Raw genomic sequence first — 24,443 nt, forward strand, 5'->3', positions numbered from 1 at the left:
CGGACGCGACACGACGGAGGGGCTGTCCCGCTTGAGCGGAACAGCCCCTCCGTCGTCGTCTGTGCCGCTCAGGTCAGAGCTGCTCGATGACGTAGTCGATGCACGCGGTCAGCGCCTCCACGTCGGCCGGGTCGACGGCCGGGAACATCGCCACCCGCAGCTGGTTGCGGCCCAGCTTGCGGTACGGCTCGGTGTCCACGATGCCGTTGGCCCGCAGCGCCTTGGCGATGGCGGCGGCGTCGATCGAGTCGTCGAAGTCGATGGTGCCGATGACCTGCGAGCGCTCGGCCGGCTCGGCGACGAACGGGTTCGCGTAGGAGGACTTCTCGGCCCAGGTGTAGAGCCGGGAGGAGGAGTCCGCGGTGCGGGCGACCGACCAGTCCAGGCCGCCGTTGCCGTTCAGCCACTCCAACTGCTCGTTGAGCAGGAAGAGGGTGGACAGCGCGGGGGTGTTGTACGTCTGGTCCTTCGACGAGTTGTCGATGGCCGTCGGCAGGTCGAAGAAGGGCGGGATGTAGCGTCCGGAGGCCGCGATCTCGGCCGCGCGGGCCAGCGCGGCGGGGGAGAACAGGGCGATCCACAGGCCGCCGTCGGAGGCGAAGCACTTCTGCGGGGCGAAGTAGTAGACGTCCGTCTCGGAGACGTCGACGGGCAGGCCGCCGGCGCCGGAAGTGGCGTCCACCAGGACCAGCGAGCCCTCGTCGGCGCCGGCCACCCGTTTGATCGGCATGGCGACACCGGTGGAGGTCTCGTTGTGGGTCAGCGCGTAGACGTCCACGCCGGCCTCGGCGACCGGGAGCGGGTGGGTGCCCGGGTCGGACTTCACTACGGACGGGTCGGCGAGCCAGGGCGCGGCCTTGGTGGAGGCGGCGAACTTGGACGAGAACTCGCCGAAGCTCAGGTGCTGGGACTTCTCCCGCACCAGACCGAAGGCGGCGATGTCCCAGAAGGCGGTGGAGCCGCCGTTGCCGAGCACCACCTGGTAGCCCTCGGGGAGCTGGAAGAGGCTGCTCACGCCCTCACGCACGCGCCGGACCAGGTTCTTCACCGGGGCCTGGCGGTGGGAGGTGCCGAGCAGCGAACTACCGGTCGCGGCGAGGGCGCTCAACGCCTCGGGGCGAACCTTGGACGGACCTGCGCCGAAACGGCCGTCAGCGGGCCTGATGTCAGCGGGGATCTGGATCTCAGCCACAGCCGCATGTTACCGGCTGTTTTCCAGGTGCAACGGCGGGGTCCGAGAGCTGAGACCGGTACTCGGCAGAACCCAAGGGGGCGCGGGGAACTGCGCGCGCAACCATGCACCTCCGTAGAGGGTTGCGCGCGCAGTTCCCCGCGCCCCTGTCGGTGCGCTCTAGCGGGCGATGTCGTCGAACCCTTCGACCTCGTGCGGGCTGCGCGTCGCCGGGCCGATGTACCGCGCGGCGGGCCGCACCAGGCGGCCGGTGCGCTTCTGCTCCAGGATGTGGGCGCTCCAGCCCGCCGTACGGGCGCAGGTGAACATGGAGGTGAACATGTGCGCGGGGACCTCGGCGAAGTCGAGGATGATCGCGGCCCAGAACTCCACGTTGGTGGCCAGGACCCGGTCGGGGCGGCGGGCGTGCAGCTCATCCAGCGCGGCCTTCTCCAGTGCCGCGGCGACCTCGTAGCGGGGAGCGGCCAGCTCCATCGCGGTGCGGCGCAGCACGCGGGCGCGCGGGTCCTCGGCGCGGTAGACGCGGTGTCCGAAGCCCATCAGCCGCTCACCCTTGTCCAGGGCGTTCCTGACCCACGCGCCGGCGTCGCCAGTGCGCTCGATCTCCTCGATCATGCCGAGGACGCGTGAGGGCGCCCCGCCGTGCAGCGGTCCGGACATCGCGCCGACCGCGCCGGACAGCGCCGCGGCGACGTCCGCGCCGGTGGAGGCGATGACCCGGGCGGTGAAGGTGGAGGCGTTCATGCCGTGCTCGGCGGCGGAGGTCCAGTAGGCGTCGATGGCCTTGACGTGCCTGGGGTCGGGCTCGCCGCGCCAGCGGATCATGAAGCGCTCGACGATGGTCTCGGCCTTGTCGATCTCGCTCTGCGGGACCATCGGCAGGCCCTGGCCGCGCGCGGACTGCGCCACGTAGGAGAGGGCCATCACGGCGGCGCGGGCGAGGTCGTCGCGGGCCTGCTCGGGGCTGATGTCCAGCAGCGGTTTGAGGCCCCAGGCCGGGGCGAGCATGGCGAGCGCGGACTGGACGTCGACGCGGATGTCGCCGGAGTGGATCGGCAGCGGGAACGGCTCGGCGGCGGGCAGGCCGGGGTTGAACTTGCCGTCGACGAGCAGGCCCCAGGTGTTCCCGAAGGACACGTGGCCGACCAGCTCCTCGATGTCGACCCCGCGGTAGCGGAGCGAGCCGCCCTCCTTGTCGGGTTCGGCGATCTCCGTCTCGAACGCAATGACTCCCTCGAGTCCGGGTACGAAATCGGACATCAGGCGGCTCCTCTGGATCGACGTCGGTGACTGTGGTGTGGCCAAGTCGTCGGTTGTGGTGGCGGTGCTTCCGCGCGGTTGCGCGGCAGTACGGCTGCGGGCATGTGGCACGCAGTGTCAGGGTGCCAGGCACTGGGTGCATTGCGCCAGAGCCCACGACGGTGATGCCCCCGCAGGGGGTGTGCGACGCCCGAACACCCTATCTCTTGACGTCGAGATTTCGTACGGGTGAAAGGAGTGCGGGATGATGGCGACGTGCAGTCTCACGATGTCGCGGCGATGCGCCGCCAGTACCTCGCCGCGGGCCTCGACGAGTCCGAACTGGCCGGGGAGCCCATGGACCAGTTCGACCGCTGGTTCGCGGACGCGGCGAAGTCGGGCCTGGACGAGCCCAACGCCATGGTCGTCACCACGGTCGGCCGGGACGGTCAGCCGAGCGCGCGGACCGTCCTGCTCAAGGGGTACGACCGGCGCGGCTTTGTGTTCTACACCAACTACGGCTCGCGCAAGGGCGTCGAACTGGACGCTGACCCCAGGGCCGCCCTGCTCTTCCCCTGGCACGAGCTGGGCCGCCAGGTGATCGTCACCGGCCTGGCCGAGCGGGTCGGCCGGGACGAGACCGCCGCCTACTTCCGCAGCCGCCCGCACGGCTCCCAGCTCGGCGCCTGGGCCAGCGAGCAGTCCCGCCCGGTGGCCTCCCGCGCGGAGCTGGAACAGCGCTACGCCGACCTGGCCGCCCGCTACCCGGAGGGCGAGGGCGTCCCGGTCCCCCCGTTCTGGGGCGGCTACCGGATCACCCCGCTCACCGTCGAGTTCTGGCAGGGCCGCGAGAACCGCCTGCACGACCGGCTCGGCTACCACCGCGCGGTGGGCGACGAGAGCTGGAGCGTACAGCGGCTCCAGCCCTGAGCGGCGCATCTCAGCCAGAACACCGCCGCATACCGGACCATCGATTGATGCGGTCTTGCCCCGACGGCGGGTATGGGTGACGCTAATTCAGAATCTATGCGCCCTGGAGAGCTTCGTGCTGGAACGGCCACGGAGGGGAGTCGCTGACAAGGGGCACGACGGGGGCGTTTCAGGAGTCGTGATTCAACAACTCGAAGGCTGGTCGAATGTGACTACTCCCACCACCTCCCGCGCCATCCTGCGCCCTGTGCCTGAGTACGGCCGGTTCAGGTCACGTCGCTCTCTCGTGCACCTCGCAGCAGACGCCCGTGAGGCCCCTGCCTCTGCCCTGCTTCGTCACCTCCTCGGCGAAGGTCGCTCCAAGCAGGTCGAGGTCGCGGCATTCGGGTCCTCGATCTGATGCCCGCGTCCTGAGGTCTCCGTCCGCGGAATTCCTGATTCCGGGCGAGCGATGATCGCTCGCCCGGTCATGTGTGCCCTTATTCGCCAAGCTCTTTCCGTCGAGTGAGCGCTTACTGTCTCCTTCGCGCGATACCGTTGTCCTGAAACGCTCCTGATGGGGCGTCGGACAGTGGCGTGCCCGGGAGGACAGTGGTGACCGAACGCACGACGGGCGGGGCGTCGGAGCCGCGGAGCGACGGGCCGTCCTTCTTCGTCAGCTACGCCCGGCCCCCGGGCTACCCCTCGCGGGACGACCCTTCGCCGATCGGCGAGCTGGTCCAGGACCTGAACTTCGAGATCGGCCAGCATGTCCGCCAGGGCACCCGCCAGGTCCCGCCGGGAGTCTCCGACCGTGAGATACCCATCGGTGACGACTGGGGCCGCTTCATCTCCCACATGCTCGCCGAGACCCATGTCCTGATCACCCTGGTGTCCACGCCCTACCTGGACAGCGACTGGTGCGGCAAGGAGTGGGCGGTCTTCAGCCGGCGCACGGTCCATGCCCGACCGCCGCTGTCCCCGGAGACGTCGGCGATACTCCCGGTGGTCTGGGTGCCGGTGCCGCAGGACCGGAGGAACACCGTGATCCAGCGCCTCCAGTACACCAACGAGAAGATGCCCGGGGCCTACGCGAGGGACGGCCTGCTGGCGCTCAGCAGGCAAGCAGGGAAGCGGGATTCCTACCACCAGGTGGTGAACCAGCTCGCCCGGCGTGTCAGTGACCTTCTGATGTACACCACGGTGGAACCCGGCAGAATGGTGAATGTGGCGACCGCCCCCAGCGCCTTCCACCAGTCCAAGCCCAACTGGGACGGTGTCATCTTCTTGGGAAAACAGTCCAAAGCGGCGGGCTAGCTCTGACGGAGGGAAGGTCGGTGGGATGAGCGGGTCTGCGGGGGAGCGGGGGTATCCGAAGTACTTCCTTAGTTATGCGCACCCGCGGGGCTCCTCCCAGGGGGACCCCTGGGTGACCGAGTTCCACGCCGACCTCAACCGGGCCCTGGCCGAACGTCCTTCCCGGTCGGCCGGGTTGGTCACGGGTTACCTGGACGGCCCCGGGGAGAGCGACCAGGTACGGCGTGCACGGCGCAGCGAGGCGCTGGCCCGGAGCAAGGCCCTGGTCGTCCTCTGCTCCCCGGAGTACTTCCAGGACGCCGAGTGCCACAACGAGTGGCTCGCCTTCCGCAAACGCCTTTCCCCGGACGGAAGTTCGGATTCAGCCGTGATCACCGTCCTGTGGGAACGGCTCTGGAGCAGTGCACCTGACGGGGTCGCCCTCGACGAGCAGGACCTGCGCTTACAGTTCGGCGAGAACGGCCTGAGGCACCAGTTGGCCCAGCGTCTGGCCCAGTACCGCGTCGGAGTACGGAGCGTGGCCGAGGCGATAGTGCACGCGGTGGAGAAGATCGATCTCGCCCCTGGCGCGGAGACCGGTCTGTCGCGCGAACCTCAGCCCTGGCCGGACCATCCGGCGGTGCGCAGCCTGCGCATCCTGGTGCTGGCCAGGACCACCGGGGAGAGCCTCCCGCTCGGCTGCGACCCCGCGGACTACAGCGAGCTCCCCGAGCTGTGGCAGCCCTACCGTGAGGAGGGCGCGCGACCGTTGGCCGAACTCGCCGCCGCGGTGGCCAGGGACAGCAATGTGCACGTGCGCTCCGTCGAGGACTTCGAGCGGGCCGGCACGAGGGCCGCCGGCACGGTCGAGGACGCCGAACTCGTCCCGCAGCTGCTGCTGCTCGACCGCTGGGCACTGCAGAACGACACCATGCTGCGGCATCTGCTGGGGTACAACCCGCAGCGCCGGCGCCCGATGGCGGTCATGGTCCCCTGGGTGCCCAGGGCCGAGAGCATCCCCCGCCGGTCCAAACAGGAGATCGAGCAGCTGCGGTTGCTGACCTGGGACACCCTCAACGTCGCACTGGGACAGCCCACACCGGGCTACGAGCACCTGCGCGGCGGCATCCCCGACGCCGCCACGTTCGCCGCGCTGGTGCCGGTCGCCCTGCGCCAGGCACGCAATGCCTTCATCCAGCTCCGAGCCCTCCGTCCGTCCACACCCCATTCGAAAGGTCCGCGATGAGCGTCAGTGCAGGGAGTGCGCCGGAGGACCGCCAGGGCCGGGTGGTCACCTTCTACTCCTACAAGGGCGGCACCGGTCGGACCATGACCATGGCCAATGTCGCCTGGATCCTCGCCGCCAACGGCAAGAAGGTGCTCACGGTCGACTGGGACCTGGAGGCCCCGGGGCTGTTCCGGTTCTTCCACCCCTTCCTCAACGAGGATGTTCTGACGACTACGGGCGGTGTCGTCAACATGGTGAACGACTACCTTGAGCGGTCTCTGGACAACCCCTCGGACGCCGTCGCCCGGTTGAGCGGGCACGCTGCGGTGCAACAGCAGGCGATCAAGCTGAACTGGAACTTCCCCGACGGGGGCAGGATCGACTTCATCTCCGCGGGCAAGCAGAACAACGACTACGGGTCCATTCTCGGCGGCCTCAACTGGGACCAGTTCTACGAGCGTTACTACGGCGGGGTTTTCCTTGACGCCCTGCGCGAGGAGATGGTCAGGAGCTACGACTACGCCTTCATCGACAGCCGTACCGGGCTCAGCGACACCTCCAGCATCTGCACCCAGCAGCTCCCCGACGATTTGGTGGTCTGCTTCACCCTCAGCGATCAGAGCATCAGGGGGGCCGCTGACGTGGCCCGGCACATCCAGACCCGGGGCGCCGTCGGCCACAGCACGGAACCCATCAGAATCCTGCCGGTGCCCATGCGCATCGACGAGGGCGAGAAGGAGCGTGCCGAGCGCGGACGGGCGGAGGCGCGCAGCAAGTTCGAGGGTCTGCCCAAGGCGCTCTACACCGTCAAGGACGACCAGTACTGGGGTTCCATCGAAATCCCCTACAAGCCCTACTACGCCTACGAGGAGATCCTGGCCGTCTTCGGTGACCAGACCGGCATCCCCAACACCGTGCTGGGAGCATGCGAGCGGCTGACCCGTGAACTGACCAGAGGCGAGGTCTCCACCCTGCCGTCGATGGCGGAACCCCTGAGGCTGGCCACGGTCGCCAAGTTCGATCGCAAGCCGATCGGTGGCGGGGGAGACACCCGGTTCCACCTCTGGTACGCCGTGGAGGACCAGATGTGGCTCGAGTGGACGAGCTACCTGCTCAAGGCCGTCGGCTACCGCTTCGCCGCTTCCCGCATCGACTCCGACACGCCCGACGAGGCCAAGGGGGTGACCAACGGCGGGTCGACGGCCCCCCTGGTGACCGTGCCACTGCTGACGGTGCGCTTTCTCCAGGCGGCCAGGTCCACTGAGTTCTGGGGTCCGGTCTCCAGCAGCAACCTGGCCCTGACCCGGCCGCGCACGCTCGGCCTGCGCCTGGGCTCCGTCCCGCCGGGTGCGCCGAGCGGCCACAGTTTTCCGCTCGACCTGACCTCCCCGGCGCTGGGTGCCGCCTCGGCGGCGGAGCAGCTGATCAAGTACTTCGGGGGTGACAACGAAGCCGTCCAGGCGGCCAAGACCGCTTTGGACGCGCCGGACGCCCCGCGCTATCCGGGCATCCGCCCCGAGTTCGTCGCCCTCCAGAGCCGCAACAGCGACTTCACCGGCCGCGCCAAGGAGCTGGCCGAGCTGCGGCAGACCCTCATCGGACGTTCCGCCCAGGACCCGACCAGCGGGACCCAGGCGTTGCACGGCCTCGGCGGGGTGGGCAAGTCCCAGCTCGCCCGGGAGTACGCCTACCGCTTCATGTCGGACTACGACCTGGTCTGGTGGGTGCCGTCCGAGCAGACCTCCTCGATCACCACCGAGCTGGCGGCGATCGCCGACCGTCTCGGCATCCGCGGGACCCTGGGTGAGGCTGACGCCGCGATCCTGGCCAAGGACACCCTGGCGGCCGGAACGCTTGTCGCCCGGTGGCTGCTGATCTTCGACAACGCCGAGGATCCGGAGACCCTCACCGAGTTCCTGCCCGGCGGAGACGGCCACGTCATCATCACCTCCCGGAACCAGGTGTGGAGCCAGGAGGCGTCCGAACTGGAGGTGGACGTCTTCACCCGACAGGAGAGCGTCTCCCACCTGGAGCGCCGCGTCCGGGGCATGACCGACGCCGAGGCGGGCCAGTTGGCCGAGGAACTGGGGGACCTGCCGCTCGCGGTCGAGCAGGCGGCGGCCTTCCTGGGGTTGAGCGGCATGCCCGTGGAGACCTATATGGACCTGCTCAAGCAGCACCCGGCGGACATCTTCGACCAGGCTCCGCTCGCGGCGGACTACCCCACCCCGATCAGGACCACCTTCGCGGTGTCCCTGAACACCCTGGAGAAGGAGTGGCCGTCCGCCCGCCGACTGATGCAGATGTCCGTCTTCCTGGGACCCGAGCCGTTCTCGCAGAAGCTGCTGCACCGCAATCCGGCGATGCTGACCGCGCTCGCGCAGCAGGACCCGCGGGTGCGCAAGGGCGGGGCGTCCGTGCTCGGCGGGATCAGTCGGGCCATCCGAAGCCTGTCCCTGGCCAAGGTGGACGGCAGACGCGGCACCATCCAGGTCCACCGGGTGCTCCAGGCGCTGCTGCGGGCGCAGATGACCGAGGACGAGCGCGAGCAGATCCAGCGGGAGGTGCAGCTGGTGCTCGCGGAGTGCCGGCCGCTGGACGGCGAGGTGGAGGACCCGGAGAACCGGCCGGACTTCGAACTCATCCGACCCCACCTGGTGGCCTGCGGCGCCGAGGAGTCGGAGATCCCCGAGGTGCGGCAGCTGATGATCGACCTGGTCCGGCTGCACTGGCGCAACGGCGACTACACGCTCGCCAAGAGCGAGGGGGAGCGGCTGGACGCGTTGTGGTGCGGGACCCTGGGGCCGGAGCATCCGCAGACCCTCGCTCTGCGCACCATCAGGGCCAACGTCCTGCGCGACCAGGGCCGTTACCAGGAGTCCCTGGAACTGGACCGGCGCACATGGGAGCTGCAGTCCGCAATCCTGGGGGAGGACGACGTGAGCACCCTGGCCACCGCCCGTGGTCTGGCCGGTGACCTGCGGGCCCTCGGCCGCTACCAGGAGGCGCTGGACCGTGACCTGCGCACCCATGCCAGTCTGGTCGAACAGTTCCTGGAGGAGGACCGCCAGGTTCTGAACCTCACCCACAACCTGGCCATCGACTACCGGCTCCTCGGCGACGCCAAGAGCGCCCAGCAGTACGACGAGCGCACCGAGCGCCTGCGCCGTCAGGGGCTGGGACCTGACCACGCCCGCACCCTGGCCTCCCAGCTCTACCTGGCCCGGGACAAGCGGGACGGAGGCGAGCTGCGGGACGCGGCAGCGGACCTGGAACGGCTCCACGAGGCGTTCCGGCGGCTCCAGGGAGACGACTCACCCGACACCCTGCGCGCCGCCAAGAGCCTCGCCGTCTCCCTGCGTGTGCTGGGCCAGTACGAGCGGGCCGCGGCTCTCACCAACGACACCCTGGCCCGGTTCGAGGAGCGCTACGGCGAGGACGGCCCCGACACCCTGCAGTGCGCCCTGAACAAGGCGGCCGACGACTGGAGCCTCGACCGGCCGGGGGACGCACTGCGCAGGGCGCAGGACGTCTGGCAGCGCTACCGCCGCCTGCTCGGCGACGACCACCCCAACTCGCTGGCCTGCAGCGACAATGTGTCCGTCTATCTGCGGACCCCGGGGGCCAGCCGGCCGGACCGCCGTCGGGCCGCCAACCTGGGGGAGACCGCCACCACTCGGCTGACGGAGCTGCTGGGCCCGAGCCATCCCTTCACCCTGTGCGCCGAGGTGAACTGGGCCAATGCCCGGGCCGAGCTGGAGGAACTGGAGGCGGCGGAGTCCAGCGAACGCTCCTGCCTCGCCCGGCTCACCGCCCACCTCGGTGAGGACCACCCGGACACCCTCGCCTGCCGGTCCAACCTGGCGGTGACCCTCAAGGCCCGGGGCCACACCGTGGAGGCACAGCGCCTGCACGACGAAGCGGTCGCGGCTTTCGCCCACGACCGCAACTTCGGTGAGTCCCACCCCGACACAATCAGCGCCGAGGGGTGGGAACGGATCAGTCACATCCTGGAACTCCAGGCTTGGTGAGCCAGCTCAGCACATCGGGCAGGCGCGCGATGGCGTCGAAGTGGGCCGCCCCCGGCTCCATTCTCAGTTTGGAGTCGGGGAGGTGCCCGTCCAGCCACGCGGAATGGCTGACCGGCGAGAAGACGTCGTCGGTGCCGTGCCACAGCAGGACCTTGGAGGTGATCTCGGAGAGCCGGAAGCCCCAGTCGTTGACGAAGGCGAGCGCGTCGTCGATCCATCCCGTGCCGTCCTGGCGCAGGGCCTCCCGGTAGCTGTCCTTGAGTATCCGGCGGATGCCGGCATCGGCGATCACCTGGAGATCGGCTGCCTGCACCTCGGCCAGCAGTTGCTTGATCAGTTCCCCGGGAGCCTCATGAATGGCCTTGGCGCGGTCCTGGAGGCTTTCGGTGAGCGCATCCAGACCTTCCACCGCGCGGCCGTACTCCTCCCGGTTCCCGGCGCCCATGCCGTCGTACCAGGCGTCCCCCATGCCGTCGTCGCCGACCCGGGGGGCCAGACTGACCAGAGCTGCGGTCCTGGTCACCCGGTCGCCGAGCCTGGCGGCGCAGGCGAGGGCGTGAGGGCCGCCGCCGGAGCGCCCGACCACGGCGAAGCGATCCACGTCCAAGTGGTTGGCGATGGCCTCCACATCATCGGCGGCATCGACGACGCGGCGTCCCAGGTGTCGGTCGGACCAGCCGTATCCCGGGCGGTCGTAGGCGATCAGCCTGATTCCCTGTCGGTACAGCACGCCGTGGCGGGGGGCCACGCCGATTCTGCTGCCGGGGGTGCCATGGAGCACGAAGACGGCGGTGCCGTCCTTCTTTCCCCACTCCTCCACGCGCAGCCGTCGGCCGTTCTTGGCACTCACCATGCGTGCGTCAGGAGGAGGGTCGAGCGGGGTGGATTCTGCTGTCGGCATCTCCGCGAGATCCTGCGGCATCAGTCGCGGACCCCCTGGCCGAGCTCGCCCCTCGAGCTGTGCCTATGGCGCATGAAGTCACCCGTCATGCCGTCAGCCTTCAGCACTAACCCACGAAACACGAGCTCACCCCTCCGTTTTCACACGATTGGATCAAGGAGGGCACTCGCGTGCGATGCGACAGTGTGTCATGCCGGCCCCCAGCCCCCTGGGTCGCACTAGCGACGTGCACGTGATAATACGTCACATGGGCCCCAGAGAAAGGGATCTGGCACATAATTAACTACCCGAACCCTCCCTGGCGACGGTGGGACCTTCAGTATGGTCACGGTTGACGGGGCCGCGAAACCTACTTGAGTGAGTTTCGTCATTGTTTGGCTGAAGTCGCGCCCTCTTCATGTACACCCCCTGGCGGGTTCGGACCGGATCGCCAATCATGGGTGTGCAGACCCGATCGATCAGGTCACCGCGGACCTGACGGGTGCTCCATCTCCGCCACACCAGGGATGTCGAGTTGGTGCCCTTCCGGCAGTTCGTCGTCAAGCTCCACAGTCGTTGCGATCTTGCCTGTGACCATTGCTACATCTACGAGCACGCCGACACCCAGTGGAAGGGACGGCCAAGAGCCGCCTCGGGTGACGTGCTGCCCCGAACCGCGAAGCGAATCGCCGAGCATGCCAGGGCACACAGCCTTGATACCGTTCATGTCGTGCTGCACGGTGGGGAGCCGCTGCTGGCGGGGGTGCACCTGATTCGGCTGGCGGCCGAGGAGCTGAGGCGTGAACTATCCGGCGTCAGTGCGCTTGACCTGCGCATTCATACCAACGGCGTATTGCTGGACCGGCGATTTCTTGATCTTTTCGCCGAGTACGACATCAAGGTCGGCATCTCCCTCGACGGGGACAGGGCCGCGAACGACCTGCACCGTCGCTACGCCGACGGACGCAGCAGCTACGCCAAGGTCCTGAAGGCGATTGATCTGCTGCAGCAGCCCGAGTACCGACGGCTGTTCGCCGGACTCCTCTGCACGATCGACGTACGGAACGACCCGATCGCCGTCTATGACGCGCTGCTGGCACTGAAGCCGCCGCGACTGGACTTCCTGCTCCCGCACTCGACCTGGGACGAGCCGCCGCTGCGCCCCGACGGGCCGGAGAGCACTCCCTACGCGGACTGGCTCGGCGCCGTCTACCGGCGCTGGGAGGACCAGGGCCGCCCGGTCCCGGTGCGGACCTTCGATTCGGTGCTGCGGACCCTGCACGGGCTCAGCAGCCTCACCGAGAACCTGGGCCTCGAACCGGCCGATCTGGTGGTCGTCGAGACCGACGGGACGCTGGAGCAGGCCGACTCGCTGAAGACGGCTTATGACGGCGCGTCGGCCACCGGTTTCAATGTCTTCGACCACGACTTCGACACCGCGGCCAGGCACCCGGGCATGATCGACCGTCAGCACGGCCTGGAGGGCCTGTGCCAGGAGTGCCGGAACTGCCCGGTGGTGCGCAGCTGCGGCGGCGGCCTGTACGCCCACCGGTACGAGTCCGGGAGTGCCGGTACCGGCTTCGACAACCCCTCGGTCTTCTGCCGGGACCTGTTGACCTTCATCGGCGATGTGGCGGAGCACGAGCGTATGACCGGCGAACCCCGGGTTGAGGCCGAGCTGCTGTCCGAGGACCAGCTCGACCAGTTGGCGTCCGGCTACGGGGACGCCGACGTCGTCGCCCTGCTGGGCGCGGAGCAGTTGGAGATCGGCCGCGAGCTGCTGGCCACGGTGTGGGACCGGGCTGCCGACCGGTTCGAGTCCAAGCCGGTCTGGGATCTGCTGACGACGCTCGACGCCGAGGCGCCGGAGGCGCTGGACGCCACCCTGGCCCATCCGTACACCAGGGCCTGGGCGATGCGCTGCCTCGATGGGGACGCAGGGGCCGACCTCGGTGGGATGGCGGAGATTGCCGCTGTCGCGGTGCTTCGGGTCGGTGTCGAGAAGGAGGTTCCGGTGCCGGTCCGGCGGGGCGGCGTGCTGCGCCTGCCCGGGCTGGGGCTGCTGCTGCTCGACGGCCCCGGCACGGCGATCGTCAGCGGCACCGCGGACGGTTTCACCGCCGCGCTGGACGGCGTGGTCACCCGGGTCCGCTGGACCGGCGCCGACCGGCGCTGGCAGCCGGTGCGCCGGATCGCCGCAGGACCCGACTGGACGGTGGCCCTGGAGGACACCGACCCGCAGCGGGACATCCACCAGTGGCCGGTCGCCGACCGATTGGACGACGCAGAGCTGGCGGCCTGGGAGGCCGGGCTCACCGAGGCCTGGCGCTTCGTCCATCGGGCGATGCCGCGCTATGCCGGTGGCGTGGCCGCCGGTCTCTCGAACATCACCCCGCTGCAGTCGGCACCACCCGGCAAGGACGTGAGCGCGGCGGCGCGCGATGCCTTCGGCACGGTCGGCATCGCCCGGCCGACGGCCGCCGACACGCTGGCGCTGCTGATCGTCCATGAGTTCCAGCATGTGAAGCTCGGGGCGGTGCTGGATGTCCACGACCTCTTCGACCGGGACGACGCCCGGCTGTTCCGCGTGCCCTGGCGGGACGACCCCCGTCCACTGGAGGGCGTCTTCCAGGGGACGTACGCGCATGTCGCGGTGACCGAGTACTGGCGCGCCCGCTGGCACGACCTGAGCGGGCAAGTCGGCGTCGGCGCGACGGCCGACCACGCCCTGGCTGAGTTCGCCCGGTGGCTGGGCCACACCGCCGAGGCGCTGGGGATCCTGTCCGAATCCGGGTCGCTGACCCGGCTCGGCGGGCGCTTCGTTGCCGGTATGGAAGCCACGCTGACGCCATGGCTGGACGAACTCCGCAGCGATCACGGTGACACCGCTCGGCCGGTTGTCACCCGCACACGGTGATAGGACGACAGCAACTTGTCGACGACCTGGGCCGTATCGGCGTCCGTCCGGGCGGAGTGCTCTTCGTGCAGGCCTCGCTCCGCAGCATCGGCCAGGTCCGGGGCGGCGTCCGTACAGTCGTGGACGCGCTGCTGGAGGCCCTCGGTCCGGTGGGAACGCTGGTGGTCTACACGGCCACCCCGGAGAACTCGCTGAGCTCACCGGCGTACCTGGCGGACAGCGCGAACATGGACCTGCGGTCCCAGCGGATTGCCCACAGGCGCGCCATGGAACCCTTCGACATCGACCGCACTCCCAGCTCGCGGAGGACGGTCGGCATCATCTCGGAGGCCGTCAGGACCACCCCGGGCGCACTGCGCAGCGCGCATCCGCAGACCTCCTTCGCAGCGATAGGGCCCCGGGCCGCGGAGATCGTGGCCGACCACCGGCTGGAGTGCCACCTCGGCGAGGACTCACCGGTGGGCAGACTCTACGAGATGCAGGCGCAGGGCCTGTTGATCGGCGTGGCCGACCGGAGATTCACGCCCTACCACCTCGCCGAGTACTACCCGCCGAACCCTCCGGTGCGGGTCCACGCCGCACTGGTCTCCACCGAGAACCGCCTGCGCTGCTGGAAGCTCTTCAACGCCGTGGACCTGGACGACGGACACTTTCCGGAAATGGGAGAACGGATACGCCGCGAGGTCCGGTTCGGAGAAGGGCGGGTCGGTGCAGCTGTCAGCCATCTGATCCCGGTGGCTCCCGCTGTCGACGCAGCCCGTCGCTGGGTGATGGAACGCTACCTCGCCGACCGCATGACGGCCCCCACCTACGGCATCATCCGAAGACTCCACACCTGCTGCATGCCGCCCGAGTTCTGGTCGGATTCCTGCACTTTCACCACCGTGGAACGTGACAGCGGACAGTTGCGTACCCTTTCCCTGAAGGAGTTCATGACGGCTCGTCAGGCCCTGTGGAGTGGAGCGGACACCTGACCGGCAGCCGGACGGACAACGGCGAGGAACACAGTGTGCGGCTCCTGACCGCCGGAGGGGGTGCCCGTTGAGTGTTCGCGGCGGGCGGGGCGAGGATGCGCCCCGCCCCTTCTTCTTTCTGAGCTATGCGAGGCCCTGGCGCACTGCCGGGTGTTCGTCCCGCTCTACTCGGACCACTGCACTGACAGCACCGCGCTACTGACAGCAGCGAACCGGATCCGGCGGAGGGAACCCATGACCAGCGAGTACCAGGTGGAGGATCGGAACGGCCGCATCATCACCTTCTACTCCTACAAGGGCGGGACCGGGCGCACCATGGCGCTGGCCAACACCGCCTGGATCCTGGCTGCCAACGGGCATCGGGTGCTGACCGTGGACTGGGACCTGGAGGCGCCCGGCCTGGCGCACTTCTTCCGGCCCTTCCTGGATCAGGACGATCTCGCGGCCACCACGGGAGTGATCGACCTGGTCATGGACTACCGGGACGAGGCGCTCCGGGAGCAGCCCCACGAGGAGGGCTGGCACCGGGAGTTCGCCAAGGTCCGGCGGCACGCGATCTCGTTGAACTGGTCCATGTTCCAGGAGGGCGGCCGACTCGACCTGCTGTCGGCCGGTCAGGTGCGCAGCGACTACGCAGCCACCGTCGCCGCCATCAACTGGGGCCACTTCTACGCAGAGTTGGACGGCAGCCAGTTCTTCGAGGCGATGCGTGCCGACATGCGTGCCCATTACGACTACATCCTGATCGACAGCCGGACCGGTCTGTCCGACATCGCCGACATATGTACCGTGGAGATGCCCGACGACCTGGTGGTCTGCTTCACCCTCAGCGACCAGAGCATCGAGGGCGCCTCGACCATCGCCCGCACCATCAACGACCGCTACCGCTCCAAGGGCATCAGGATCCTGCCCGTCCCGATGCGGGTGGACGACTTCGAGAAGGTCAAGGCGGACGCCGGCCGGGCCCTGGCCCGGCAGCGGTTCGGCGGCCTGCCCGAGGAGATGAACGAGGCCCAGCTCGCCCAGTACTGGGGCGCGGTGGAGATCCCCTACCGGCCCTTCTACGCCTACGAGGAGATCCTGGCCGGCTTCGGTGACCAGCCCGGCTCGCCCACCTCGATGCTGTCCGCCTGCGAGCGGTTGACGGCGTGGCTGACCTGGGACCAGGTGGTGGGCCTGCCGCCGATGCCGGAGGACGTGCGGCTGCGCTATGCCGACTCCTTCACCAGGCGCCGCCCGGCGATGAGGGAGGACATCTTCCTCTCCTACGCGCCCGAGGACCGGATGTGGGCGGACTGGATCGAGGCGCTGCTGACCCGTGCCGGGCTGCGGGTTCTGCCCAGGGAGGTGGGCGCCGACCCGGGGGCCGAGGCCGAGCGCGGAATGGACGCGGCGGCCCGCACCCTGGTGGTGCTGTCCTCGGCGTATGTGCGCTCCCCGCAGGCCCACGCGGTGTGGAACTCGGTGACCGACTCCGACCCGGCCGGCGTCAGGCGCGAGCTGATCCCGGTGCGGGTCGGCGACGTCCGCCTGACCGCGCCCTTCAACAACCGCAACCAGGTGGACGTGCTGCGCCTGGACGAGGCCCAGGCGGCGTCGGTGCTGCTCCGGGCGCTGCGCCGGGGCGAGCTGGACACGCACAAGCTGCTGGTCACCGAGGGGCCACGGTTCCCCGGCACCCGTCCGGCGATCTGGAACGTCAAGCCGCGCAACCCGGCCTTCACCGGCCGGTCCGCGATCCTGGAGAGCCTGCGGGACCAGCTGCGCGGCGGAAACCCGGCCGTGGTGCTGCCGACGCCGACCACGCTCTACGGCCTCGGCGGCGTCGGCAAGACCCAGGTCGCGCTGGAGTACGCGCACCGCTTCATGGCCGACTACGACCTGGTCTGGTGGGTCGACGCGGAACAGTCCGACCAGGTGATGCTGTCGCTGGCGGAACTGGCGACCAAGCTGGACCTGCGTCCCGGCGACAACGTCGCGGAGGCGGCCGAGGCGGCGAGGGAGGCACTGCGGCAGGGCAGCAGGGTGGAACGCTGGCTGCTGATCTTCGACAACGCCGACCGGCCTTCGGAGATCGCCAGATTTCTGCCGGGCGGCCCCGGGCACGTCCTGATCACCTCCCGTAACCAGGCCTGGACCGGTCAGGCCGAACCACTGCCGGTGGACGTCTTCACCCGCCAGGAGAGTGTCGAGCACCTGCGCCGCCGCAACACCGGGCTGTCCCGGGCCGACGCGGACCGGGTGGCCGAGGCCGTCGGAGACCTTCCGCTGGCCGTGGAGATCGCCGCGGCCTGGCTGGAGACCACCGGAACGCCGGTCAGCTCCTACATCGCCGAGCTCCAGGACGAGGCGGTCAAGGCGCTGACCACCACTCAGCAGGAGATCCCGGACTACCCCAGGCGGTTCAGTGCCACCTGGAACGTCTCCATCGCGAGACTGCGCGACCAGTCCCCGGCCGCCAACCGGCTGCTCCAGCTGTGCGCGTACTTCTCCGCCGACCCCATCGCGATCAGCCTGATCTACAACGACCAGATGATGCGCGCGCTGGTGTCGCTGGACCCGGAGCTGCAGGAGAGCGTGATGCTCGGCAAGGTGGTCCAGGCGATCACCCGGTACGGGCTCGCCAAGGTCGACTCCAACAGCCGGACCTTCCAGGTGCACCGCATTGTGCAGGCGGTGATCCGCTCCGAGCTGACCGCGGAGCAGCAGGTGGAGGCCATGCACCAGGTGCACCAGATCCTGGCCGGGGCCCGCCCCGGCGCCCTGGACGTCGACGACTGGGCGAGCTGGCCGGACTTCGAGCGGATCTGGCCGCACCTCGGCCCCTCTCTGGCCCAGGACTGCGACGAGTCCGAGGTCCGCCAGTTGCTCATCGACCGCGTCCGTTACCTGTGGAAGCGCGGCGAGCTGGAAGCGGCCCAGGAGCTGGGCCACCGCCTGGAGGACGCCTGGACCGCCAAGCTGGGGCCGGACGACCGGCAGACCCTGTTGCTGCGGTTCCAGCTGGCCAACGTGGTCCGCTCGCAGGGCCGTTTCGACGAGGCGCTGGAGCTGGACCAGAGCACCTGGGACCGGCAGCGCCTCCTGCTCGGCCCGGACCACCTGCACTCGCTGATGACGGCCGGCAGCCTGGCGGGTGACCTGCGCGCGCTGGGCCGCTTCAAGGAGGCCATGGAGCTGGACCTGGAGACCTACGGCAAGCTCAGGGACACCTATGGCGAACTGAGCATCCGGACCCTGCTGACGGCCAACAACCTCGCCCTGGACTACCGCTTCAACGGCGACTACGAGGCCGCCCGGCAGCTCGACCAGGAGACCTTCGACAAGCGCGACGCGGTACTCGGCTCCACCCACCAGGACACCCTGGCCAGCAAGGCGGCGCTGGCCGAGGACCTGCGGGCGCTGGGCGACTACGAGGGCTCGGTGCAGCTGCTGGAGGAGTTCCAGGAGGCATACCGGGAGGTGCCCGTCACCGACCTGCCCAAGCTGCGCTACGCCAAGAGCTATGCGGTGGCGCTGCGCAGGGTCGGCCGCCAGAGCGAGGCCAGGCGGCTCACCAAGGACACCTACGACCGGTACCTGGAGCGCTACGGCGCCGACGCCCCCGACACCCTGGCCTGCGCGCTCAACCTGGCCGCGGACTACTCGGCGGCCGGGGACAAGGACGCGGCCAGGGACTTCGCCGCCGAGGTGCACCAGGGCTACCGTCAGTCGCTGGGCAACGAGCACCCGTACACTCTGGCCTGCGCCAACAACGTGGGCATATACCTGAGGGACAGCGGCCAGCTCACCGAGGCGACGGCGCTGGGCGAGTCCACCCTCACCTCGATGCAGCGGATCCTCGGCCCCGAGCACCCCTTCACCCTCTCGGTGATGGTGAACCTCGCCAACTGCTACGGCGACAGCGGGGAGCTGGAGAAGGCCGAGGACCTGGGCCGGACTGCCCTGCGCGGGCTGATCGACCGGTACGGGCCGCAGCACCCCGACGTGGTGGTGTGCGAGGGCAACCTGGCCGTCACCCTGCGGGACTCGGGCCGCCGGACCGAGGCCGTGGAGCTGCGCGGCAGGGTGGTCGAGGAGCTGATTCGGCAGGTGGGGGAGGAGCACCCGGCGACCCGCAATGTCAGGGGCTGGAAGCGCAACGGACGCGACCTGGAGCTCCAGCCGGCCTGACCTCGCTCGCGACTCTCCGGGCGGTGGATCAGACCCGGTGCTGGCTGCGGGCGCGCCAGACGATGTGCTCGCGCGAGATGGCGTCCTCGGCCTCCTTGGCCCGGTGTGACCAGTCCGTCTCGGCTTGGGGGCCGGTGAGTGGGACCCGGGTCAGTTCGGCGTCTATCCGGTCCAACTCTCGTGCGGCGAGACGGTACGAGGCTGCCAACGGGCGGTACTGCTTCAACTGGCTCCAGGCCATGGAGGCAGCGGCACAAGCGGAAATTAGGCCGAGTGCGTGCATGGAACTCCACACGGTGGCCTCCAACGCGGCGATCACCATGCCGGCTGAGAACAGCAGGGCTACGAGCAGCCCGGCAACCTGGACCTTCTGGTCGCAGTCATTGGCCCGGGATTCGTACCAGACTCGCTGTGACCTGACTCGTTCGGCGAGGTAGAGCTCGCGGCGCTCGCTCAGCGTCCCTGCGCGCCGCCGCCGCATCTCGTCATTGATCTGCGATTCGGGACCGAGCGGCAAGCGCGGGTCGTCCTTGAAGGTGAATGGAACTTCCCTGACCAGGGCATCGTAGAGCTTGGCGGCGTCCTCGTCGTCCGGCTCGCCCTCGAACGGCTGAGCCCGGACCACGTACTTCCAGGTGAGCGCCTTCACTGATTCGGCTGCCGACCGCCCCTCGTACCACTGCTCCTGAGGGGCCCGGCGATGCAACCGCCAAGCGGTGACCCCGGCGGCGCCGAAGCAGGTGAGGGACAGCAGCGGGATGATGTTGATGCTGTTGACCCGGTGTGCGGGAAAGGTCCCGAACAGCGCTGCCAGGACGGTCAGTCCCAACTGCCAGCGGTACCAGTGCAGGGCGAAGTCCTGGCCGCGGAGCGAGGCCAGGTCGGCGGCCCAGAACGGGTCCGGAAGCAGTTCCGCCTCACGGTTGCGCGGTGGGTCCTGATTCGGCATCCATGTCCCCCTAGGCTTTCCAACAGTCTGCCCAGTGGACCCGCTGCCGTACAGAACGCGAACGTGTGCGTCAGACTCTTCGGTCGCGCCTGGCCCGCCAGATGGTGTGCTCCCGGGAGACCGCGTCCTCGGCGTCGCTGGAGAGCCGGGCCCAGACCGCCTCCGCGTCCCGCGCGGTGAGGTCGAGGCGGCTCAACTGGGCTTCGATCAGGTCGAGTTCGCTGGCGGCGAGGCGGTAGGCGGCGGCCAGCGGGCGGAACTGCTTGAGCTGGATCCAGGCGGTGACCGCGGCGGCGATGGTGGTGCAGACCCCGAGCAGGTGCAGGTCGATGATGCCCAGGAACTGGGTCAGGGCGACCACCACGGCCAGGATGATGGTGCCGGTGGAGACCAGCTGCCAGGTCGTGGTCGCGTTCTCGCAGCGGTCGGCCCGGGAGAGGTACCAGGTGCGCTGGGCCCTGATCCGCTCCTGGAGGTAGAGGTCGCGGCGCACGCTCAGCGGGGTCTGCCGCAGCCGGTGCATCTCGTCGGTGATCATCGGCTTGGCGCCGGGCGGGATCACCGGGCTCTTCTGGAACGCGGCGAAGACCTCGCTCATCTGCTCCAGGTAGGCGTTGTCGGAGTCCAGCGACTCGCCCTCGCCGGCGAACGGCCAGGCCCGCACCACGTACTTCCAGACCAGGGTCTTCACCGACTCGGCGGCGGCGCGGCCCTCGTACCAGAGCGACTGCGGCTTCTCACGGCCCAGCCGCCACCAGAAGTAGCCGGCCCCGGCGAAGAAGGCGGCGGAGACGGCCTGGAACCAGTTGAGGTGGTTGTGCCGGACGTCGGTGATGCCGGCCAGGGCGGCCAGCACCAGCATGAGTATCTGTCCCCGGTACCAGCGGATGGAGCGCTCCTGGCCCTGCAACGACGCCTGGTCGGCGGTCCAGAAGGGCTCCGGGAGCAGCTGCCGCTCCCGGTGGCCAGGTGGATCCTTGTGGACCATCGACATCCCCCTTGTCTCGACCGTCCTCGCCAGTGTGACGGTGCCCAGGGGTGGGGCACAGCACACGTATACGCCGAAGTTTGACGTCATACGGCGGGAGTTGATCGGTGGTCAGGCCCGGATGACCTCCACGCCGGCCTTCTGGAACGGCTCGATCTGTTCGTCGCTCGCGCCGGAGTCGGTGACCAGCACGTCCACGGCGGCGATCGGACAGATCCGGGCGAAGGCGCGGCGGCCGACCTTGCTGCTGTCGGCGACCACCACCACCCGCCGGGCCCGCTCCACCAGCAGCTTGTTGACGCCGGCCTCGGCCTCGTTCCGGGCGCTGGCGCCGTCCTCGGCGTCGATGCCGTTGACGCCCAGGATGGTCAGGTCCAGCGTCAGCCCGGACAGCACCGGGGTGGCCAGCGGCCCGACCAGCTCGTACGAGCGGGCCCTGGCGACGCCGCCGGTGAGGACGACCTTCACCTCGGGGCGGATGGTCAGCTCGTGCGCGATGTTCAGGGCGTTGGTCACCAGGGTCACCGCCTCGGCGTCGGCCGGGAGCGCCAGCGGGACCAGCCGCAGCGCGATGGCCCGGGCGGTCTCGGTGGTGGTGGTGCCGCCGTTGACGCCCACCATGGTGCCGAGCTCCACCAGCGCGGCCGCGGCCGCCGCGATCCGCAGCTTCTCCTCGGCGTGGCTGGCCGCCTTGTAGCGCAGCGGCAGCTCGTAGGTGATCCCGCTGACCCTGGCCCCGCCCCGGGTGCGGACCAGCAACTGCTGCTGGTCCAGCTCGTCGAAGTCACGGCGGATGGTCGCCGGGGAGACGTCGAGGTGCTGGGCGGCCTCCTCCACCGAGAGCCGCTCGGCCCGGCCGAGGAGCTCCAGCAGGGCGGTGCGTCGGGCGTGCTTGTCCATAGCGGCTATTCAAGCCCATGGGAGCCTGTTCGGGGCCATGGGAACGGCCCCTGGGCTGCTCCTGCACCCTTACGGGAGGCAGGCGCCGGAGGACGGCCGGCGGGCCCAGGGGCCGGGTGACTGCTCTGAATTGCCCCGCCGCCCTTACGCGCACAGCGGGTAAGGGCTGCTAGGAAGCAGCCACCTCACGAGTCCCGGAAGTACTCATACTTTCGGATCACCTCCTTTCAGTGTGCCGACACTGTAGGCACGCTCCCGCGGCGGGGGCAACGTCTTTTCGAGCGCCGCCCCCGGAGCTTCCCAATAGCGCGAATCCTCCCGGTCGGGGGACATTTGGCGGAAACCTGTGTACACAGCGGGACAGGCGAGTTGAATGGCTTCGCCCAACGGATCGATCCAAGCCCGGTGGGGGAGGCGCCTTTCATCATGAACATTCCCGCACAAGGTCCGGCGGCCCCGCCGCTGGACGCCGATGCCAGGCTGCTGTCGGCCCTGCTGGACGGCATGGAGGTCGGCCTCGCCGCGATGGACCGCGACGGCGTGCTGACGCACTGGAACCGGGAGGCCGCCCGGCTGCTCGGCTGGACCGCCGACGAGGCCGTCGGCCGGGTGGGCCTGGAGGGCTGGGCGCTGCGCCCCGGGGACGCCGACGCCGTGCGCGGCCAGCTGCTCGGCGCCGCCGCCACGCCCCGGGTGCACGAGTTCGCGCTGCTGACCAGCGATGGCCGCCGGGTCCTGGTCCGCGCCCAGGCCCACCGGGTCAACGCCCCGGACGGCCGCTCGCTCGGCCTGTACTTCGCCTTCTCCGAGGCCGGCACCCAGGTCGAGCTGGAACGCTCGCTGGCCCTCGCCGAGGCGATGATGGACGAGGCGCCGACCGGGGTGGTCCTGGTCGACGCCGATCTGCGTCCGGCCGCGGTGGGCGAGTCCGCGGCCCGCTGGCTGGATTGCGACCGCACCGCGCTGCTGGGCCACCCGCTCGGGGAGGTGCTGGGCGACGGCGTCCAGGAGCTGGAGGCGGCCCTGCAGCATGTGCTCGCCACCGGGAAGCCGCTCAGCGGCGTCAAGCTCTGGGCCGCGCTGCGCACCGACCCGTCCAGGCGCCGCTGCTGGCGCAGCGAGTTCGTCCGGCTGGGCTCCCCGCTCGGGGAGGAGCCGGTGCCGCTGGGCGTGGCCTGGTTCTTCGAGGACGTCACCCTGCACGAGCAGTCCGAGCAGGAGGGGACGGTACTGCGGTTCCGCGCCACCCAGCTGCGCCGGGCCGGGCAGGCGGCGGCGGAGTGCGAGGACCCGATGGAGGGCGCCGTCGGCTATCTGGACTTCGTCCTGGCCGGGTTCGCCGACTACGCGCTGCTGGACGTACTCGCCCCGCCGGACGCCCCACCGGAGACCGGGTCCGCTCCCGCCGGTCCTGGCGCCGCTGCCGAGGCCGCCCCCGGCGGCGGCCTGGTGCGCGCCGCGGTCTCCCCGGTCGGCGCCCCGGCCCAGTCCGTGGCCCTGGAGCCGACCGGCATCCCGGCCCGCTACGGCGAGGTGCACCCGGCCGTGCGGGCGCTGGAGCGCGCCGGAACCGTGATCGTCTCCGACTCGGGCGCACCCACCGTGCCCACCACCCCGTCCCAGGGGCCGGGCCCGGTGCTGGACTGGGCCCTGCTGCGGCGCTGGCCGGCCGGAACCGTGCACGGCCTGTGCACGGCGCTGCGCAGTCGCGGCCGCACCGTCGGCGTGCTCACCTTTCTGCGCGGCTCCGGGCGGCAGCGCTTCGACCGCGCCGACACCGCCTACGCCGAGGACATCGCGGCCCGGGTCGCCGCGGCGGTGGACCTGGCCGGGGCTCGGCAGCAGGTCTGACGGGTTCAGAAGGTGTAGAAGACCCGGTCCCGGTGCTCGGCCATCAACTTGGCGTTCCAGTCCATCCCGCCGTCGACGTTGCCGGAGCGGAACAGCGGCGGGGTGAGGCCCTGGGCGGCCAGCTTGCCCACCGCGACGGCCACCACGGCCTGCATCAGCGCGACGGTGGTGATGGTGGAGACTGGCCCGAAGGTGGTGTCGGCCCCCTCGGCGGTGAGCTCGCCGTCACCCACCGCGATCTTGTTGTCCAGGACGATGTCGCACTCGTCCTTGAGGTAGTGACCCGAGGGGTGCCGTGAGGAGACAGCCTGCGGATAGGCCAGGGATGTGAGTCCGATCACAGTCAGCCCCCGCTCGCGGGCGTGCGCGGCCAGCTCCACCGGCATCACCTGCCGCCCGGAGAGCGAGATCACGAACAGCAGGTCGCCGCGCCGGGCCGGACCCGCGTCCAGGGTGGCCGTGGCCAGCCCGGCCACCCGCTCCAGCGAGCTGCCCAGATGCGCCGGGACCACGTTCACCCCGGTGACCCCGGGCACGTCCAGCAGGTTCATCAGGACCAGCCCGCCGGCCCGGTAGACCACGTCCTGCGCTGCCAGCGAGGAGTGTCCGGCGCCGAAGGTGAAGATCCGCCCGCCGTCCCGCACCGTGTCGGCCAGCACCTGCGCCGCGCTCTCGATGCCCGCCGCCTCCTCGTCCCTGACCCGCTGCAGCAGGGTGACGGCGGCGTCGAAGTACTGCCCGGCCAGATCGCTCATCGGGTCTGTGCTCGCTTTCGCTGGAAGGCATCCGCTGGCACGTTGACGCCTCCGCCGGTGCCCTGTCAACAGTCTCCAAACGGACGCACAACGGGATTGTCGGCGGGATGCGTCAGAATTGGGTCTGCGACGACGCTGGACGACGAGGAACGGAGCCCGCG

The 24,443-nt window shown here is 69.8% G+C and carries 15 protein-coding genes; 8 read left to right on the top strand and 7 right to left on the bottom strand.

What is annotated here, in order from left to right:
• Positions 1 to 73 precede the first annotated feature (73 nt).
• A complete protein-coding gene (gene serC / locus ABH941_RS22645; protein ID WP_370131235.1) occupies positions 74 to 1,192 on the bottom strand; it encodes a phosphoserine transaminase in 1,119 nt (372 codons plus the stop codon).
• 159 nt (positions 1,193 to 1,351) lie between these two features.
• Complete coding sequence (locus ABH941_RS22650; RefSeq protein WP_370131236.1) at positions 1,352 to 2,452, bottom strand: citrate synthase 2; 1,101 nt, start codon at positions 2,450 to 2,452, stop codon at positions 1,352 to 1,354.
• 255 nt (positions 2,453 to 2,707) lie between these two features.
• Here ABH941_RS22650 and pdxH point away from each other — a divergent pair, with 255 nt between their 5' ends.
• The 4 genes from pdxH (at position 2,708) to fxsT (ABH941_RS22670) (ending at position 9,895) form a co-directional block, all read left to right on the top strand.
• Entirely contained in the window at positions 2,708 to 3,361 is a 654-nt protein-coding gene (gene pdxH, locus ABH941_RS22655) for a pyridoxamine 5'-phosphate oxidase (protein ID WP_370131237.1), read from the top strand.
• Between the two features lie 594 nt (positions 3,362 to 3,955).
• Positions 3,956 to 4,657 (top strand): TIR-like protein FxsC, encoded by a 702-nt coding sequence (locus ABH941_RS22660; protein WP_370131238.1) that lies wholly within the window; start codon positions 3,956 to 3,958, stop codon positions 4,655 to 4,657.
• 112 nt (positions 4,658 to 4,769) lie between these two features.
• Complete coding sequence (gene fsxC / locus ABH941_RS22665) at positions 4,770 to 5,882, top strand: FxsC protein (RefSeq protein ID WP_370131239.1); 1,113 nt, start codon at positions 4,770 to 4,772, stop codon at positions 5,880 to 5,882.
• Positions 5,879 to 9,895, top strand: coding sequence for an FxSxx-COOH system tetratricopeptide repeat protein (gene fxsT, locus ABH941_RS22670; RefSeq protein WP_370131240.1), 4,017 nt, complete (start codon positions 5,879 to 5,881; stop codon positions 9,893 to 9,895). Before fsxC ends, fxsT (ABH941_RS22670) begins: the two co-directional genes overlap by 4 nt.
• On the opposite strand, the gene ABH941_RS22675 is transcribed toward fxsT (ABH941_RS22670), so the two are convergent.
• On the bottom strand, positions 9,864 to 10,796 hold the full coding sequence (locus ABH941_RS22675) for an alpha/beta fold hydrolase (RefSeq protein ID WP_370131241.1): 933 nt from the start codon (positions 10,794 to 10,796) through the stop codon (positions 9,864 to 9,866). The two genes, fxsT (ABH941_RS22670) and ABH941_RS22675, sit on opposite strands and share 32 nt — an antisense overlap.
• Positions 10,797 to 11,313: 517 nt before the next feature.
• On the opposite strand from ABH941_RS22675, the gene ABH941_RS22680 reads away from it, so the two are divergent.
• From ABH941_RS22680 to fxsT (ABH941_RS22690), 3 genes are all read left to right on the top strand, one after another.
• Positions 11,314 to 13,692, top strand: a complete 2,379-nt coding sequence (locus ABH941_RS22680; protein WP_370131289.1) for an FxsB family cyclophane-forming radical SAM/SPASM peptide maturase — start codon at positions 11,314 to 11,316, stop codon at positions 13,690 to 13,692.
• Complete coding sequence (locus ABH941_RS22685; RefSeq protein ID WP_370131242.1) at positions 13,689 to 14,666, top strand: aminoglycoside N(3)-acetyltransferase; 978 nt, start codon at positions 13,689 to 13,691, stop codon at positions 14,664 to 14,666. The genes ABH941_RS22680 and ABH941_RS22685 overlap by 4 nt, the downstream gene beginning before the upstream one ends.
• 234 nt (positions 14,667 to 14,900) lie before the next feature.
• Entirely contained in the window at positions 14,901 to 18,839 is a 3,939-nt protein-coding gene (gene fxsT, locus ABH941_RS22690; RefSeq protein ID WP_370131243.1) for an FxSxx-COOH system tetratricopeptide repeat protein, read from the top strand.
• Between the two features lie 28 nt (positions 18,840 to 18,867).
• Here fxsT (ABH941_RS22690) and ABH941_RS22695 read toward each other — a convergent pair whose 3' ends face one another.
• From ABH941_RS22695 to ABH941_RS22705, 3 genes are all read right to left on the bottom strand, one after another.
• Positions 18,868 to 19,788: a DUF4231 domain-containing protein gene (locus ABH941_RS22695; RefSeq protein ID WP_370131244.1), complete on the bottom strand. Its 921-nt coding sequence runs from the start codon at positions 19,786 to 19,788 to the stop codon at positions 18,868 to 18,870.
• 70 nt (positions 19,789 to 19,858) lie between these two features.
• Positions 19,859 to 20,776 carry a DUF4231 domain-containing protein gene (locus tag ABH941_RS22700; RefSeq protein ID WP_370131245.1) on the bottom strand — a complete coding sequence of 306 codons (918 nt, stop codon included), beginning with the start codon at positions 20,774 to 20,776 and terminating at the stop codon, positions 19,859 to 19,861.
• A 111-nt stretch (positions 20,777 to 20,887) separates the two neighbouring features.
• Complete coding sequence (locus ABH941_RS22705) at positions 20,888 to 21,676, bottom strand: DeoR/GlpR family DNA-binding transcription regulator (RefSeq protein WP_370131246.1); 789 nt, start codon at positions 21,674 to 21,676, stop codon at positions 20,888 to 20,890.
• A gap of 426 nt (positions 21,677 to 22,102) precedes the next feature.
• On the opposite strand from ABH941_RS22705, the gene ABH941_RS22710 reads away from it, so the two are divergent.
• Complete coding sequence (locus ABH941_RS22710) at positions 22,103 to 23,527, top strand: PAS domain-containing protein (RefSeq protein WP_370131247.1); 1,425 nt, start codon at positions 22,103 to 22,105, stop codon at positions 23,525 to 23,527.
• Positions 23,528 to 23,532: 5 nt separating this feature from the next.
• Here the strand turns inward: ABH941_RS22710 and ABH941_RS22715 are convergent, their stop codons facing one another.
• Entirely contained in the window at positions 23,533 to 24,282 is a 750-nt protein-coding gene (locus ABH941_RS22715; protein WP_370131248.1) for a sugar isomerase domain-containing protein, read from the bottom strand.
• Positions 24,283 to 24,443: the final 161 nt, after the last annotated feature.

The organism is Streptacidiphilus sp. EB103A, assembly GCF_041261405.1.
Lineage (GTDB): Bacteria > Actinomycetota > Actinomycetes > Streptomycetales > Streptomycetaceae > Streptacidiphilus.